A 16,310-nucleotide genomic window follows, 5' to 3' on the forward strand; every position below is an offset into this window, starting at 1 on the left:
TGTCCTGACAAGACGCCCAATTCAGGCTCCAAAAACATCCGGGGGCGTCCCAAAAATCAAAGATCAAGGGGCTGTTGCCCAAAGCAGGACGAGCCTTGTTGTGGAGGCCCGGGAGTCTCCGGCAGGGCGCTTGGATCGGTGAATCCCTGAAGGGCTTTGCCGATCCAAGGAACGCGGCTGGGAACCCGTGCAACCGCAACCCTATCGGGCTGAGGCCATCCTGATTGGGTCAACAGCCCCTCAAGGACCGACCCTTTCACCCGCTTCAATGACCCGGACAATCGATGGACTCGACTTCGGTTCGTCTTGGCTCAAGACATGAATTTGCGAACCATTTTTGCGGCAATGGCAATGATTACCGGCGGATCGCTTTCCTCTTCCAAGATTCCCCCTGCTTCCGGAGCCGAGGCGGAACTTATCGCCCTGGACAAAGCGTGGATCGACGCCGAAGTGAACCGTGACCAGGCCACACTGGAGCAAATCCTGGACGAGCGGTTCCTCGCGACGTTCTCTTCCGGCAAGACCATCGATCGGACCGCCTACATCGCCTGGATCATGGAGAGTGAGATCGAGCCGTTCGAGGTGCTCCACGACGAGATCCGGGTGCATGGCGACACGGCACTTGTCATCGACAGTACCCTCGATCGTCTGACGAAACTCACATATGTCGCGGTCAAGAAGGAAGGACAATGGCGCGTGATCTCGCAGACCTTTACCCATTCGGCGCCACCAGAGTGAGTGGTGCGAGCAACGGGTGCATCCTGAAAGGGTCACCACTTCAGAATACACTTCAGTCAGTCGGAATACCGGCCCAAACGGGGATCAACAGCCCGACCCGGTATAAGCTATTGAGAAATCGACGCATCGAATGCCCAAACATACCGTAATCAATCCCGGTGATCTGAATTGGAGGAAATCCAATCTGATGATGGTTCCCAACGCGGACTTCCTCGAGCGGACCGGAAGCGCGAACCTGGGGGCACGTTTGTGGAAGCTGCCACCGAGGAGTGCCAACACCCTGCACAATCACATCACTGCCGAAGAGTTCTACTTTGTCCTCGAAGGCGTCGGTCGAATCCGGATCGACGGCGAGGTCTTGACCATCGAGAAGCACGGCGGCGTTCATGTGATGCCCGATCAGCTCCGCCAGATCTTCAACGACTCCGATTCGGAGGTTCTGTGGCTGATCATCGGCGGGCCGGAGAAGGAACTTGCGAAAGGTGAAGTATTCGACCCGGGCAAGTTCTACCCGACCGACCCGAAGGCGTTGCCGCAAGAGCTGGATGGATACGTCTGGCCACCCGAAGAAGGCTGAACGGGCCAAGGAAGGTTGACGCCTCTCGAACCGGGGTTCTTGCCCCGGAATCGACTTTGCCGCGGGCATTAATTCTTCATCCCTGATTGATATTGATACGGGTCACCCTACTTGACAATATGGGTGTATGGGTCTATTGTCGCGAGATGAAGACGACCCTGGATATCTCGGACAACCTCCTTCTTCGCGCGAAGGCATTGGCTCGAAGGAGAGGGACCACCCTGCGGAGCCTGACTGAGCAGGGATTGACCCGTATCCTCGACGAGGAGCCCAACCAAACATCTGCAAAGATCCAACCGGTGACCTTCAGGGGCAGGGGGCTGTCTCCTGAGTTCGAGGGCGCCGGTTGGCAACGGATTCGTGACGCCGCCTACGAAGAGTGCTGAACCATGATCGCCGTTGACACCAATATCCTGATCTATGCGCTGCGCGAGGATTCGTCGTTCCACGATTCGGCACTGGGCAGCCTGGTCGGTCTCGTCCGATCCGGAGACCGTTGGTCGATCCCCTGGCCCTGCGTGCACGAATTCATCTCGATTGCCACGCACCCGCGCATCTATTCCCCTCCCACCCCGCTCAAGATCAGCCTGAATGCCCTTGACGCCTGGTTGGGTTCAACCAATTGCGAGCTCCTCGCGGAAGGACCCGGTTACTGGGATACTCTCCAGCAAATTGCAGAAAAGGCAGACTGCCGGGGATCGATGATCCACGATGCGCGGATCGCGGCCCTCTGCCTACATCATGGGGTCGACGAGTTGTGGAGTGTCGATCGGGATTTCTCCCGCTTCCCCACGCTCAAGCTGCACAATCCTCTGCAATCATGACCGGATCAGAGTGAGCCCGAAACCTCCCTCTCGGAATCCGAAGCAATATGAGGTCTGAATGGCACTTGAGGGAACTTGAACCCGGCGACCAGGATTTCCTGTGGGAAATGCTTTATGTCGCATTGTGGGATGCTCCGGGCATGCCAAGGAGACCACGCAGTATCCTGAAAGACCCGAGGATAATGCGCCTTGTTGAGAACTGGGGGCGACCGGACGACTTCGGGCTGGTGACCGTCGATCGGAATTCCGGCGAACATGCCGGAGCCATCTGGTCCCGACTGGACAGATTCGATGGTCTCGAAGACTACGGCTGCAGCTATCCCTGCCTTGGTATTGCGGTAGCTGAGCCCTATCAGGGCAGCGGCGTGGGAACCCTCCTGATGAGCCGGTTTATCGAAGATCTGCGGGATCGGGTAAGCGGACTCAGATTGGGGGTCAATCCGGAGAACTCCCGCGCCCTGCGGCTTTATGAGAAATCCGGCTTCGTCCAGTATGCCGTCGGAGCTGGCGATTACCCCCAGATGAAGCTGACGTTCAGGCAGTCATGACGGGGCCATCCTGGCGCAGCTGGTCAGCCAGCGATCTCCTGTGCCTGCCCTCCCAATGCATGATGACCTCCTGGAGCAACTCTGACGGAGTCAAGTCTCTGCGGATCGAACGGTGAAACCGAGCCCGTGATCGCAAGTTGCACGGAGCTTGGATACTGAAAGAAGCACCCCAGCTCATGCATCTATCTGCCCTGACCGACTTCCCGGATGATGCCCTCAAGATCTATCATCCGAGCACCATGCGCCTGATGATGGCCCGGCTGAAGAAAGCCGGGGTGTCCCGGGTCTACATGCAGTACTACGGCAATCGCGACTACGGGCATTTCTGGGACCACCACGCACCGACTTTTCGAGGCACGGTGGAAACCGCCAACAACATGCCCGAGTTCAGCCGGTTTTTTGTGGAGGCCGCAAGGGCCAATGGCCTGGAACCCGTCGCGGTGATGCGTCCGCAGGAACAGGGAGTCTGGCTGACCTTTTCGCCCTATTACGAGGAAGCCCGGGTCCACCCGGGCATACCCCACACCGGCGGGAAGATCATGGTCGCATCGAAGTTCCTGCTGGAAAATCCGGACCTCAGAATCAAGCGAAGGACCTGGGACATCGACCGGGATGCGGTCAACAAGACGATCGCCTCCATCAGACTCTACAAGCAGAACCGGATTCCCAGCCGCATCCGGAAGGAAGACATCACCCTCTATGTCTCTCCCGACAATGCCAACTACAGCAAGTATGATGGGGATTTCAGCGTGGCTCGTTCGATTGAGATCGCGGCGAAAGACGTCATCACTTCGACATTTGAGATCGATTACCCCACGGTAACGATCACCCGGACCGGTGACCCCATCGAGGTCATCATCCTGAACGGTTTGTCGATTGACGAAAGGTATGTTGCGGTGGCCGTCAGCTGCGAAGGCCCGGTAGAAAAAGACGTGTCATTCACGAACACGCCGATGAATGCCATCGCGATCTTCGATGAGAACGGAGACAGGATCTGTTCTTCGCCCGGTTCAGCGGTCTGGAAGACGCCCACCGGGGAACCTCACCTGAAAGCAGGTTTCAATTTCGATGACGGCTTCGGGGAACACTGGCCGGTAACCCTGGACCCGACCGGGTCCACAGGCAACATTGCCGTCGCCAAAGGGAAGGACGAATATGCTCACGCGGCTCTGTGCGTCTGTGAGCCCAAGGTCCAAGCCTATTGGCTCGAGTGGCTGGAAAGGGCGCTGGATGACGGCTATGACATGATCGGCAACCGCATCGAGTGCCACTCTGTCCATGTGGACGAGCCCTTCGCCTACGGCTACAACGACTGCATCAAGGCGGAGTATTTCAGGCGCTATGGTCCGTGCAGTGAGGAGGAGATGGAACTCTCCGGGATCTCGAAGATCCGTGGCGACGCCTATACTGACCTTTTCAAGGAAGGCGCCCGACGGGTTCGAATGAGGGGCAGGAAGGTCTATCTCACCCTCAATCTGGAGATGCTTTTCAACCCGGTACCCTTCGCCCGTCACTGCGCCTATCCGATGAATGTCGAGTGGCAATGGGAGCGTTGGCTTGAGGAGATCAGGCCGGACGAAATCAATATCCGCATTTACCTCACCTCGATACGGTTCCTGCTCGAGGACCCCCAATGCAGGCACTTCATCGAGACTGCGCAGAAGTATGGCGTGCCGCTGACTCTTGAGAGATACGGCTACTGGGACTTCGCCGCCGAATTCGAGACGATCCGAAAGACGGGAATCTTCTCCCGGATGACTCTCTATGAGACCAACGACGTTATTCAGAGCGATGGCCAGGGAGGGATCGTCGAGGTCAAACCCGAGTTGCTTGAGAAGCTCGCGACCTTGGCGGAACAACCCGATTGATGAGTTGGCATCCTCAGGCAAGATCCCCGCGGCAAGAATCTTCGAACGACTCCAGTTGGGGAACGGTGATCGATCCGGTGTTGAACCTCGCCTCCAATCGAGACTTCGCCAGCATTCCCTAGCCGCTGTCTTTCGCGAACTGGAAAAGGAAACATGGAACCATGAGGCTGCAATTATTGGGAACAGCCGGCGGCGACTTTCGCCGCGTCGATGATCTCGAGGACGGTTTCGGGCATCTGCCGCGGGTTCGGGAACTGGGTGGAAGGAATCTGCGCCGGCCCGCCCAGGCCGTCATCTTTCCGGATGTCCTGATCGACTATCACGATGGCAACCAGCTGGAAAAGTTCGGCATCGCACCGCAGTCGATCCGGCACCTCTTTCTCACTCACAACCACTGGGATCACTTCAGGCCGACCCGCATCCTGGAGTTTGCCGACGCCCTCCCGCATCAGCTCCAGGTTTACGGGGAGCACGGCGTGATTGAAGCATTGAAGTTCGCGGATACCTACCACCTTGACCGCGGGACCGGCAGATTCACCGTCCGTGAGTCACGCTCCAACATCGGCTACCACAAACTGGTCCCGCACCGGAAATGTACCGTCGGGGACACCGCGGTCACCGCCGTCCATGCCAATCACAATATCGACAAATCCGAGAACATGATCATGGACAACCTGAGCCTCAACTATGTGTTTGAGCGCGACGGGAAAACGATCTTCTACGGATTGGATTCGTCCTACCCGCTGCCCCTCACGGTGGACTACCTCCGTCGGTTCCGCGTCGATGTGGCGATCATGGATGCCACCTTCGGACGGAAGCCCATCGACGTTGTCCTGTCCGGTCACCTGAATTTCGATATGCTGGGGGAGACGATCCGGCAATTCCGGGAGGCCGGGATCTTTCATAAGGAGACACGGGTAATCGCGTCCCATATTTCCCTCGCCTTTGTTGAACCGCACGACGATCTGGAAGGCGAGGTCGCCGAATTGGGCTTCGCTCTCGGTTTCGATGGCATGGAGCTGGAGATGTGACGGGTTCGACCCGGAGCGGCGTTGATTCATCTCTGCCTCACCGGGGATACCCCGGACTGATTCAGCCATAGGCGCCAATCCCATGGAGGCCGAGGAGGCGCCTGCGCCGGGGGTTGGCGCGGGCAATGATCTCCTCGGGCATGCGGTAATTGATGAAGGGATAGAACCGTTGGGCGATATAGCGTCTCGCGTAGGGCGCCTGGATGACCCAGCGGATACGGCCGTTGGACGTATTGGGACCACCCTGGTGCCAGATCTGGTCATTCCAGAGCACGGCCGTGCCGGCCTTGCCGCACGCCTTGACCCGGTGCCGACCTTCATAAACCGGAATACCGTCGGCGTCATTGTCGTCAGGTCCGGGTTGACGGCCCGCCCGATGACTTCCGGGAATGAACTCCGTGGGCCCAAGCTCCTCATCCACATCACAAAGGTAGTAGTTGAGGTTGATGTTCAGGGTTGGCGTCGGGATGCGGGGATCCCATGGCACATCGGCCGGTCTTGGAAAACGCACTTCATCGTCCACGTGCCAGAAAGTGATGGTCTTGCCCGGAGAGGTGCGCAGGGCACTGTTGGCGATGAGGTGACAATTCTCCCCGAGGATCGCCTCGATGAGTGGAATGATGTTGGGGTGATCGACGAGCGCTTCGAATTCGGGCCCTCGTTCAAACATCTTCGGCCGCCAGATCTCCTGCATGCCGTAAAGGTCCGCTTCCGGGCAGTGTTCACTGAAGGCACGTTCGACTCCGGCTTTCAGTGCGGCAACCTCCGTCGGTGACAAAACATCCGGCAGGACCAGGAAACCATCACGTTCGAATTGCGACAGCAGCGCTACTGTGGGCTCGATGACATTCATGAGGGCGGTGGGCGAAGAAGCTTCGCGCGGGGAGGGGTGCAGACGGAAGACTCGGGGTGAGACTTCACCGAACTGGATCACTAGGAAACCGGCCGTCAGTTGCAAGACTCGCGGCATCACGCAGGCTGACAGGTGACCTGCAATCCGCCCGCGCTGGGTGCCGTTTCCTTTCAGCGGGCAAACACGTTCCCCTCCGGTGCAAGACCAACAAAGGTCAAAGTGAACGGATCGCGTTCGATGGAAACGACTTGAATGAGGAAATCCTCAATGCCGGCCGATTCGGCCCTCGGAACTCAGAAGATCACGGATCGCCGAAATCATGACGACGCCCTCCGGACTATTCCCCGTTGTCAGCTGACCGATGACCTGCTGAATGAAAGTCTCATCAATGGGGCCGGGAAGATCGTCGACCCATTTCCTCAACGAATCGAGGAGGGCCGCGTGGGTGTGCTTCCACTGGAAATCCGGACCTTCGTTGCCGTCGTAAACGTAGCGATGGCGCAACCACCAACGGATGACGGATTCGACGGCAGAAGCCAACCCGGCGGTAGCCCGGCTGGAATCCGCAGGATCCGTTGACGCGAGGCGCAGGACGCCGATCCGTGCGTCGACAAACAAGGCAAGGATTTCCAAGTAGGTCCCACTCCCTCCCGGCAGACTACGGGCCACCTCGGAGCGCAACCCGCTGCGACGCAATCGACCGGCCAGGTCGGACGGGACATGATCGAAGTCGGCTCGGGCGATGGTCCAGGCGGGCAGGAGCAGGTCCGCATCGCCTCCCAGAAACGCCGCCAGGGCACGCAGCACATCCTCGTCGGATCGGTCAAGCCAACCGGGATCTTCGGCGCAACGCGCGAAGTAAAACAGATTGTGAAGGGCGGTCAGGGGTTGTTGGGCATTGCCCATGATTCCCCTCACGCGGGGAGAGAGCGGTTGTTCCTGACGGATGACCCTGCGGATATCGTCAAACTGGATCACGAAAGCGGGCGGGGTTGGCTCGAACTCGATGATTTCGTAGGTCAGCAGCGTGGAACGATCCAGCAACCCGGCCTCTTCGGTCATTTCGAAGTTGATACGACCGTTGGCATGCCCCTCCCGGATGCTTCGGCCCGGCAACAATTCCCATGGTTCTCCGGGCGGATTGTTCTTCAGGGAGGCGAGAAAAGGTCGGACAAGCTTTCTGAGATCCGGCTTCCAAACCCCCTCGTTTTCCCAATCGGCACCCCAGCCGCTCCATACCCACGGAATGATCTTGGGGCTCTCCCCCGGGCGGGTTTCCTCCAGGATCCGGCGAACCTGACCGAGCATGGCCATGAAATCCTCGGGCTTTGCGCCGGGGTATCCTCCCGGATCCCCGTCGATGAAGACATAGCCGTCCGCATTGTTCAGGCAGACCATCACTTCCCTGAGATGATTCATGCAGACCCTGCGCTCATCCGGGTCATCTAGAAGAAATCGCCGCATGTGCGGATAAAAGACGCGATCGCGACACGGCTGGGCGCGAACCGCATCAGTGCAGGTCAGATTCGCACAGAGGACCAGCCAGCATTCCAGACCAAGGTCATGGGCTTCGTCGACAATGCGCCGAAATCCCAAGAGATAATCGCGATCCGGATTGGAAATCGGCGGCGGGACAATCTCGGCCATGGGCCAGATCATGACACGGTCGAGTCCCAGTTCGCGAAGAACGCGAAACATCCCGACATAGTCCTCCAGTTTCCAGCTGCGGACAGCGAACGGGTAGGCATACTGCCAGCTGGCATGCAGGTAGAAGCCCCGGTGAGTGAAGGTGATCATGGGAAGGATAAGCGACGTTCTTCCCTGAGTCTGTCGAAACCCCCAGCCGATTCACAGTACAATCGCGTAGTCCACCTGAAGGGGTCATTGCTTGACTCTTGACAAATGAGAGCTGGCTTCTCGGGCATTGCTCCAGACCGTGCCAATGGAACCACCCGATAAGATTGCGGAGAACGATCAGGATTCAGCGTTCCTGAATTTCCGGGTCTCGATCGCCTCGATCGGAGAGTCTTGTTCGCCGCCGCCAAAGGGCATCAGTGATTCGACGTAGACCTCGGTCAGAGACTCGATATCATCCTGAGGGAAGTCGCTCATCGCCCGCAGGACGGTCAGGTAAAGCATGCCTTTGCGAACGCCTTCGATCGCAGTCTTGAGGAGTGGCTTGAAGATCGTCAGGGCACTCCGCAGCGCCATGCGCTGCATGAATCCCATGTCCGACTCCTTGATCAACGTCGGAACGACCTGCTTCATGGCCTCGCTGAACGCACTCCTGGGCGGCAGATAAAAGACCCAGTCAAACCGGACGAGTTCGTCTTTTTCCAGGTCCTCCGGCGCGAGAGATCTGAGTTTGGGCTCGAGCCGTTCAGGGTCGAATTCCTCCGCCCAGGCCATCTGATACAACTTGGACCCGATACCTTCCAGGGGCAGAGGAATCGCGTTTACGACCATCTCAAAATCGATATCCGGTCCATCGCCCGAGCCCGTCTCAATATCAACGCCTTCCTCCCAATCCTGGAGCATGTGGGTCAGGCCCGATGAAAGATCTGCCACTTCGGGGTTGAGCTGACCACCGTCGGCCATGGCCAGGAATTGCCGGTAGACTGTCACGGGATGCGGCTCCCCTTTCCTCCCAACGATCACGAGTCCATGACCCGTGGTCCTGTCCATCGTCTCGTAGGCCACGCCAATGACTTCCTTGGCGAACTGTTCGGCATAGCGCCGATCCGACCTCGTCCGGGCATGGATGGAGATCTCCAGCTGTTCACCGTTCACCACAAAGGGCGCCAGTTCGACGTAGGGAAGGAAACTCGAAGTCGCCTCGTCCGATGCGCCCGCGACGCCGACGGACCCCGCCAAGGTCAACAAGAGACCGCACAGGCCACCACGAAAGCGGGTGCCTCTGGGAAGGAGTCCATGGGCCAGTTCGCGTGGTCTGGGATCGGAATTCATGTGGTTGGGAGGGGAAGCTGCCGTTGAACGACGTCCGATGGCATACCGCGGCAAACCGGAAAAGGTTTCAGAATTCGGCAACTTTCAGTCGAACGAGCCCGAATACCGATCCATGATCGGGGCTGAACGGCTTCACGATCAAGCCGTCACCCCGGACTGAAGCTCTCTTTCGCCTGGGAAAAACCGGCGACGAAACCGCAGGGCCACGTGGACAAGACCGATCAAAACCGGAACCTCAACGAGCGGACCGACCACCGCGGCGAAGGCGACACCGGAGTTCAAGCCGAAGACGGCGATGGCGACAGCGATAGCCAGCTCAAAATTGTTCCCCGCCGAGGTAAAGGCGAGGGTCGTCGATCTCGGGTAGTCGGCTCCCAGACTCTTGGCCATGAAGAAACTGATGAAGAACATGAGCCCGAAATAGATGGTCAGGGGGATGGCAATGCGCAGCACATCGAGCGGGAGTTGAACGATCGCATCGCCTTTGAACATGAACATCATGACGATGGTGAAGAGCAGCGCGCCGAGGGTAAGCGGGGAGATACGCGGAATAAACCTATCCTGATACCATGCTTCACCCTTGAGGCGGACGAGCACAATGCGGCTCAGAATCCCTCCTGTGAACGGGATACCGAGATAGATCATGACACTCCAGAAAACGTCAGCCATCTCGATCTGGACGACTTTTCCCTCGAGTCCGAAATAGGGCGGCAGGACCGTGATGAAGACCCACGCGAAGACGCTGTAGAAAAGAATCTGTGCGATGCTGTTGAGCGCGACCAGCCCGGCGGCGTACTCCCGACTGCCCTTGGCAAGTTCGTTCCAGACCAGCACCATCGCGATACAACGGGCGATCCCCACCAGGATCAAACCAACCATGTAGTCGGGGTGATCCCGAAGCAGGAACACCGCGAGGAGAAACATGAGCACCGGCCCGACGACCCAGTTCTGAATCAACGACAATCCCAGGATACGTGTATCCTTGAACACGGCGGGCAATTGGGAGTAACGCACCTTGGCCAAGGGCGGATACATCATGAGAATGAGCCCGATCGCGATGGGCACGTTGGTCGTACCCACGGTCATTGGAGCGAAGAACGCCTCCGGGTCAGAAATGACGAGGCTCCCCAGCGCCACTCCGGTTCCCATGGCGACGAAAATCCACACCGTCAGGTATCGATCAAGAAACGACATTCTGAGGGCGAGGGACTCTTTCATCGAAACAGGATTTCTTTGATCAAGATCGCCGGAAGCAGTCCGGTTGGGAGCTGTGGCCGACCCGCCTTTGGGCATTCCCGCTCGGGTTTCTCATTCAGCCTTCCCGATGCCGGACCTCAAAGCGTCCCGCCGCCCATTGGCATAGGCCTCGAAAGCGCGGCGGATCTCGTCGCGAACCCGCCGGAAAACGGAGAGCTTCTCTTCGTCCGTCCCGGTGGCATGCGCCGGATCGTCGAACGGCCAATGGTGCCGGTTGACTTGTCCCGGAAACACCGGGCAGGCCTGATCGGCGCGTCCACAGACCGTGATCACCGTCTCGATCTTATGACCGAGGAATTCATTCATGTGTTTTGAGTGATGAGCCGAGATGTCGATCCCGATCTCCTTCATCACCGCGATCGCATGAGGATGGACATGGCCGGCGGGATTTGATCCTGCGCTGGCGACCTCGAACAGGTCACCGGCAACCGCGCGCAGAATACCCTCTCCCATGTGCGAGCGACAGGAGTTGCCCGTGCAGAGAACAAGAATCGTGGGTTTCCCGGGATTCATCGTTTGTTGCCTCTGAAGAGAGAGGCAAGACGCGCATCGTTCCGCAATGACAAAGAATCCACAAAATCGTGTATCCGGACCAGTTCCTGGATAGGGCCATCGGTCAGGGCCATGGGAAACAAGACTTTCCTTGTGAATGGTGAAGCCCCATGATGAACCTGATGAAGGACAAACCCGCTTTCCGTCTTCTCACACTGTTTTTGATGGCCGCCCTCACCTGTGGTGCCGCCTGCCGCGGGGAACCTGCCGCAAACGCGACTGAGCCGGTCCCTGTTATCGCTCCGGCGACCCCGGAGGAACCCGTATTGCACTGGCGCGATGTCACCACCTGGGGCGTCGAGGGTCGGGCCTGGACCGACCTTGAACGCGAACGCTGGTTTGACCGATTCCCTGCCGTGGCCGACGGAAAGGTGACCGAGAAAGTCTGGAATCTCAGTCGGGACAGCACCGGGATGATGGTGCGATTCAAGACCGATGCCTCCATGATCTGGGTCGACTACACCCTGCACAGGGAGAAGTTGAACGGATCGAACATGACGCCCGTCGGGGCAAGCGGACTCGACCTCTATGCGCGCGACGAGAACCGGCAATGGCGCTGGGTGGGGGTGGCCCGACCCGGCGGGGAGGTGGTCCGCCAGATGATCATTGAGGGACTGGCCCCGGACTTCCGCGAGTACGCGCTTTATCTGCCACTCTACAATGGCGTCGAGAACCTTTCGATCGGCGTGCCACCCGAAGCGGAATTTCACCCGATGCCGCCTCGCGAGATTGCCCCGATCGTCTTCTACGGCACCTCCATCACCCAAGGCGCCAGTGCATCCCGGCCCGGCATGGTGCATACCGCCATTCTCGGCCGTCGGTTCGACCGGCCGGTGGTCAATCTCGGGTTCTCCGGCAATGGCCGGATGGATGCCGAAGTCGGAGAATTGCTCGTCCTTATCGACGCGGCCGTCTACGTGATTGATTGCCTGCCCAATATGGGGCCGGATTCGGTCCGGGAAAAGTGCATTCCCCTGGTGGAACAACTGCGTGCCGCGCGGCCGGACACGCCGATCATCCTGGTGGAGGATCGGCGTTATACGAACTCATGGATCAGGCCGGACAAGGATCGATTCCACACCAACAATCACGCCGCCCTCCGAGAGTGTTTTGAGAAACTGCAGGCCGGGGGCGTGACGGGGTTGTTCTATATTCCGGGTGATGACCTCCTGGGCGATGACGCCGAGGGCGCCACCGACGGCTCCCATCCGAACGACCTCGGTTTCGTGCGCCAGGCGGCCATCTTCGAGCCGGTCCTGAGAGAGGCACTCGCCGGGCGCTGAACGAATCCCCCGCCACGGCCCATCGGAGGATCGAAAAAGAGCACTCGGCGCGCTCGCCACGGGCCGGGCGAAACGGGTATTCCCTTCCCACCCGCCATGATCCCGACCCCGATCAATACCGCCGAAGCCATCTTTGAGGCCTTCTTCGATGAGAACCTGAGTGGTCTGCCCGAATGGACGATCCACGAAGGGGGAGCCGACGGCCTGTTCGTCCGGCAAACCTGGGCGACGGTGGCCTACGACTGGCAGCGTCCGCCGGAGGACCCGGCCCTTCCCGCCCTCGGCATGAGCCGCCGCTATGATATCGACTGCGCGGACTACGATGTATTGGTATTCTCGCTCGTCACACCGCCAGGCGCGCGGGTCGCGCTGATCGCGCAGACCGATGCCGGCGAGCGGAGGATGTTCAGCACCCCTTTCGAGACACCCAAGCGCGAACTGGACCTCCCGCTCGAAGGCGCCCAACGCCTGCTCGGATTGACCCTGGAGATCCATCCGGACCGCAGCGGGACGACCGGCAGCGCCTGCGGTTGGCTCAACTGGATCGGCCTGCAGCATGAGGCCACGCTCCAGCGTTATCTCCGGCAGTTCGAGCGATTCGATGAACGATGGGAAGGCTACCTGAAGCCCATCTCGTTCGAACCCACTTTTGAGCCGGTTTATAATCTGATCCTGACCCGCGAAGATCTGGCTGAAGCCCGTGCCGACGTCGCCCGGGCAGGTGGCCCGGAATCATCCCCACTCTGGGAATTGGCCGAGGACGCCAGGAAACTCGTTCCGGAGAGGATGATGAGCGACTATGTGAATTTCTGGAACGACACGCGTTTCAATCGAGTCCGGGATACCGGCAAGCTGCTCCTGACCCATGGCGCGAACGCCGCTCAGGCCTCGGTCCTCTTCCGCGATCCCCGACTCGGCTGGCTTGCCGCCCGCTACGCCATCTGCCTGGCTCACTGCACGCGTTGGGATCCCTCCTTCCTCAGCTGGATGACCGGCTGCGCCTGGGAACACCGCGCCTTTGTGCCGAGCCTCGTCATGGCGGACTGTGCGCTCATCCTCGATCTCTGTGGGGAATGGTTCACCGACTACGGCCGGCAGGTCATCCTCCGGCGCCTTGCCGAGGAGGGCACCGGCACCAACAACTACACCGCATGGCGGTGGGAGTATATCTTCTGGTGCAATCAGGCGGCGTGGTTCATGCCGGGCCGCATGCTGGCCTACCTTGTGCTCGAGCGAACCATGCCACTCCAGTGGCTGCCCCATCCCAAACCGGGCAAATCCCGGGTCGCGCCCTATACCGACCTCGCGGTGGCCGAACTCCAGGACAACCTCGCAAAGATTCTTCTCCCGGACGGCGGCTATACCGAGGGTCCGGGCTACTTCACCTTCACCGCCCGCCAGGCTCTCTTCACCTTCTACACCTATGCGCGCGCCCGCGGTCTTGATCCGAAGTCCCTGATCCCTGGAGCCTTCCAAGCCACCGCGCTCATGGCCGAGACACTCGTCAGCACCGCCGACGACTCGCAGATGATCCTGATCTGCGATACCCAGTGCATCCCGCAGGAGGGTGCGGCGTTCCTGGCCTGGCTAATGCCCGATTCTCACTGGGTCACGATATTCAGAAAATCAGTCGCCCGGACCGGTGGCCGGCCCATGACCCTGCTCGCCCAGAAATTCGCCCGCGAGATTCCTGAGAAAGGGCCGGGATTCCAGCCGCTGACCTTCATGCCGGCGATCGGCCAGATGGCTTCGCACCGTCGTTTGGGCAACGAGTGGGTGAAGCTGTTCCTGATGGGAAATCAATCGGGCGCCTCCCACACTCACGAGGACAAGGGGTCCTTCGTACTCGAGTTTGCCGGCGACAGTTTTGCCAGGGATTTCGGCATCTGCGATTACAGCAATCCGCTGGCCGACATGATGAAACACTGCCAGCGCCACAACATGCTCGTGCCCCTCACGACCTCCGGCATCCGCCCGAAACCCGGCAACCCGATCTTCAAGGACATCACGCCGCACGGCCACGGCGACGAAACCTCGTTCCATGCCACCATGGATCTGACCGCCGGATGGGAGGGTTGGTTCACCCGCTGGACGCGCACCTGGGATTCCGAGACTCCGTCCCACCTGACGATCACCGATGACTGGGCGATCGAGAACGGTGAAGGGGTGGTCTTCCACTGGACAACCCCATTGCCCATCACACTCGACGCAGCCCACCGCCGCGCGATCATCCAAGGCCGCCGTGGTCGCGTCATCCTGTCCTGGCCCGAAGGAATCAACGCCCTCAACGAGGAACTGCCCCTTGAGGAGCCCTCGAGGAAAGCGGTGCTCCGGGAACGCATGGAAGCCTATCTCGTGACCACTCCACTGCCGGAGACCCAGCCACGCCTTTCCCTCACCCAGCCCGGCCGTTCCGGCACCCTCACGGTTCACGTCAGACTCGAGCCACTCAATCCATGAGAACGGCCACCAGACTTTCTCTTCCGGGTTTACTCACGGTCGGTTTCATGATGTCCCTGCACGCCAGCGATATGTGTTCTCCTCTTCTTCGATTGACCGGCGACTGGCAGATTGAAGTCCGGGTCCCGCAGGGGGATCAGGCGACACCGATGGTTTGCGTTGTTGAAGTGCCGCCGGCTGCGATGATCGAGGTCACCGGCGAGCGATACGCAGCCCTGCCCCTCTTCGACCCGGCTGCGGGCGGCTGGGCAATGGGCGCGGCCCTGCGCGGGGTGAGGGCCCAGGAATGCACGACCAAGCATCTCCTTGATCCTGAATCATTCGTCCTGAAAGCGGGTTCGGATCCCGAATCCATGGTCTTCGAGGACGGCCTCGATTATGCCATCGACCGTGAATGGGGAACGTTCGGGCGTCTCGAGGGCGGCAGGATAGCGCCGAATCAGCCGGTCCATGCCAGCTACCGGCACGGCCTTCTGCGGCTCGACTCCATCATCCGGCTGCCCGACGGAAACATCGCGCTCCGACCGGGAGAGGCACGCTCCTCGAATCCACGGGCACCCGCTCTGGCGGCCGGCGAAACACGCCTGGCCAACCTGTGGCTTCCCGGACGTATCCAGAGACTGGATCCCGATCACCTCTTTCCCATTTCCGAATCCTCTTTTCCCGAACCACCCCCTTCCTCCCCCACCACTGCGGAAAAGTACCTGCCCAAAACGCTGGCCAAGTTGCAGGCGGGCGGGGATATCCGGATACTGGCCTGGGGTGACAGCGTCACGGACGCCGGCTATCTGGGCCACCCCGAGACCGAACGCTGGCAGGTCCAGTTCGTGGATCGCCTGCGACGGATCTACCCGCGGGCCAGGATTTCACTGACCAGCGCAGCATGGGGTGGCCGAACCACCGTCAGTTTTCTGGAAGAACCGCCGGGGAGTGAACACAATTACCAGGAGACCGTGCTCGCGGTACGGCCCGATCTGGTCGTCTCCGAATTCGTCAACGATGCCGGACTCGATCCGGCAGGACTCGATGAACGTTACGGCAGGATCCTGGATGATTTTCGTGGAATCGGTGCGGAATGGATCATTCTCACGCCTCATTATGTCCGTCCCGATTGGATGGATCTGACGAAAGAGACGGGAATCGACGACGATCCCCGCCCCTACGTGAAGGCGCTGCGCACCTTTGCCGCGGGAAACAACGTCGCCCTGGCCGATGCCTCGCTGCGCTACGGACGCCTCTGGCGCCAGGGATTGCCCGTAACGTCCCTGATGATGAATTCCATCAACCACCCCGACGAACGCGGCATGCGTATCTTCGCCGATAGTCTGATCGCCCTCTTTGGCGCTGAATAG

General features: G+C 59.7%; 15 protein-coding genes. 10 read left to right on the top strand and 5 right to left on the bottom strand.

Annotation, left to right across the window (positions count from 1 at the left end; translation table 11 throughout):
* Positions 1 to 318 precede the first annotated feature (318 nt).
* From R3F07_16000 to R3F07_16030, 7 genes are all read left to right on the top strand, one after another.
* A complete protein-coding gene (locus tag R3F07_16000) occupies positions 319 to 738 on the top strand; it encodes a nuclear transport factor 2 family protein (protein ID MEZ5277884.1) in 420 nt (139 codons plus the stop codon).
* 130 nt (positions 739 to 868) lie between these two features.
* Positions 869 to 1,315 (top strand): cupin domain-containing protein, encoded by a 447-nt coding sequence (locus R3F07_16005; GenBank protein MEZ5277885.1) that lies wholly within the window; start codon positions 869 to 871, stop codon positions 1,313 to 1,315.
* 146 nt (positions 1,316 to 1,461) lie between these two features.
* Positions 1,462 to 1,701, top strand: a complete 240-nt coding sequence (locus R3F07_16010; protein ID MEZ5277886.1) for a hypothetical protein — start codon at positions 1,462 to 1,464, stop codon at positions 1,699 to 1,701.
* 3 nt (positions 1,702 to 1,704) lie between these two features.
* On the top strand, positions 1,705 to 2,139 hold the full coding sequence (locus R3F07_16015; protein ID MEZ5277887.1) for a TA system VapC family ribonuclease toxin: 435 nt from the start codon (positions 1,705 to 1,707) through the stop codon (positions 2,137 to 2,139).
* Positions 2,140 to 2,186: 47 nt separating this feature from the next.
* Positions 2,187 to 2,687, top strand: a complete 501-nt coding sequence (locus R3F07_16020) for a GNAT family N-acetyltransferase (protein MEZ5277888.1) — start codon at positions 2,187 to 2,189, stop codon at positions 2,685 to 2,687.
* A gap of 176 nt (positions 2,688 to 2,863) precedes the next feature.
* Positions 2,864 to 4,555: a hypothetical protein gene (locus tag R3F07_16025; protein MEZ5277889.1), complete on the top strand. Its 1,692-nt coding sequence runs from the start codon at positions 2,864 to 2,866 to the stop codon at positions 4,553 to 4,555.
* Positions 4,556 to 4,716: 161 nt separating this feature from the next.
* Positions 4,717 to 5,586 (top strand): MBL fold metallo-hydrolase, encoded by an 870-nt coding sequence (locus R3F07_16030; GenBank protein MEZ5277890.1) that lies wholly within the window; start codon positions 4,717 to 4,719, stop codon positions 5,584 to 5,586.
* 61 nt (positions 5,587 to 5,647) lie between these two features.
* Here the strand turns inward: R3F07_16030 and R3F07_16035 are convergent, their stop codons facing one another.
* The 5 genes from R3F07_16035 to R3F07_16055 form a co-directional block, all read right to left on the bottom strand.
* A complete protein-coding gene (locus R3F07_16035) occupies positions 5,648 to 6,556 on the bottom strand; it encodes a phytanoyl-CoA dioxygenase family protein (protein ID MEZ5277891.1) in 909 nt (302 codons plus the stop codon).
* A 147-nt stretch (positions 6,557 to 6,703) separates the two neighbouring features.
* The gene (locus R3F07_16040; GenBank protein ID MEZ5277892.1) at positions 6,704 to 8,236 is read right to left on the bottom strand and encodes a hypothetical protein; all 1,533 of its coding nucleotides are present in this window, start codon (positions 8,234 to 8,236) and stop codon (positions 6,704 to 6,706) included.
* Positions 8,237 to 8,413: 177 nt separating this feature from the next.
* On the bottom strand, positions 8,414 to 9,406 hold the full coding sequence (locus R3F07_16045; protein MEZ5277893.1) for a hypothetical protein: 993 nt from the start codon (positions 9,404 to 9,406) through the stop codon (positions 8,414 to 8,416).
* 138 nt (positions 9,407 to 9,544) lie between these two features.
* Positions 9,545 to 10,624 carry an ACR3 family arsenite efflux transporter gene (arsB, locus tag R3F07_16050; protein ID MEZ5277894.1) on the bottom strand — a complete coding sequence of 360 codons (1,080 nt, stop codon included), beginning with the start codon at positions 10,622 to 10,624 and terminating at the stop codon, positions 9,545 to 9,547.
* 90 nt (positions 10,625 to 10,714) lie between these two features.
* The gene (locus R3F07_16055; GenBank protein MEZ5277895.1) at positions 10,715 to 11,176 is read right to left on the bottom strand and encodes an arsenate reductase ArsC; all 462 of its coding nucleotides are present in this window, start codon (positions 11,174 to 11,176) and stop codon (positions 10,715 to 10,717) included.
* A 161-nt stretch (positions 11,177 to 11,337) separates the two neighbouring features.
* Between R3F07_16055 and R3F07_16060 the strand changes: the two genes are divergently transcribed.
* From R3F07_16060 to R3F07_16070, 3 genes are all read left to right on the top strand, one after another.
* On the top strand, positions 11,338 to 12,498 hold the full coding sequence (locus R3F07_16060) for an SGNH/GDSL hydrolase family protein (protein MEZ5277896.1): 1,161 nt from the start codon (positions 11,338 to 11,340) through the stop codon (positions 12,496 to 12,498).
* Between the two features lie 96 nt (positions 12,499 to 12,594).
* Positions 12,595 to 14,958 (top strand): heparinase II/III family protein, encoded by a 2,364-nt coding sequence (locus R3F07_16065; GenBank protein MEZ5277897.1) that lies wholly within the window; start codon positions 12,595 to 12,597, stop codon positions 14,956 to 14,958.
* Entirely contained in the window at positions 14,955 to 16,310 is a 1,356-nt protein-coding gene (locus R3F07_16070; GenBank protein MEZ5277898.1) for an SGNH/GDSL hydrolase family protein, read from the top strand. Before R3F07_16065 ends, R3F07_16070 begins: the two co-directional genes overlap by 4 nt.

It is taken from the genome of Opitutaceae bacterium (genome assembly GCA_041395105.1).
GTDB lineage: Bacteria > Verrucomicrobiota > Verrucomicrobiia > Opitutales > Opitutaceae > B12-G4.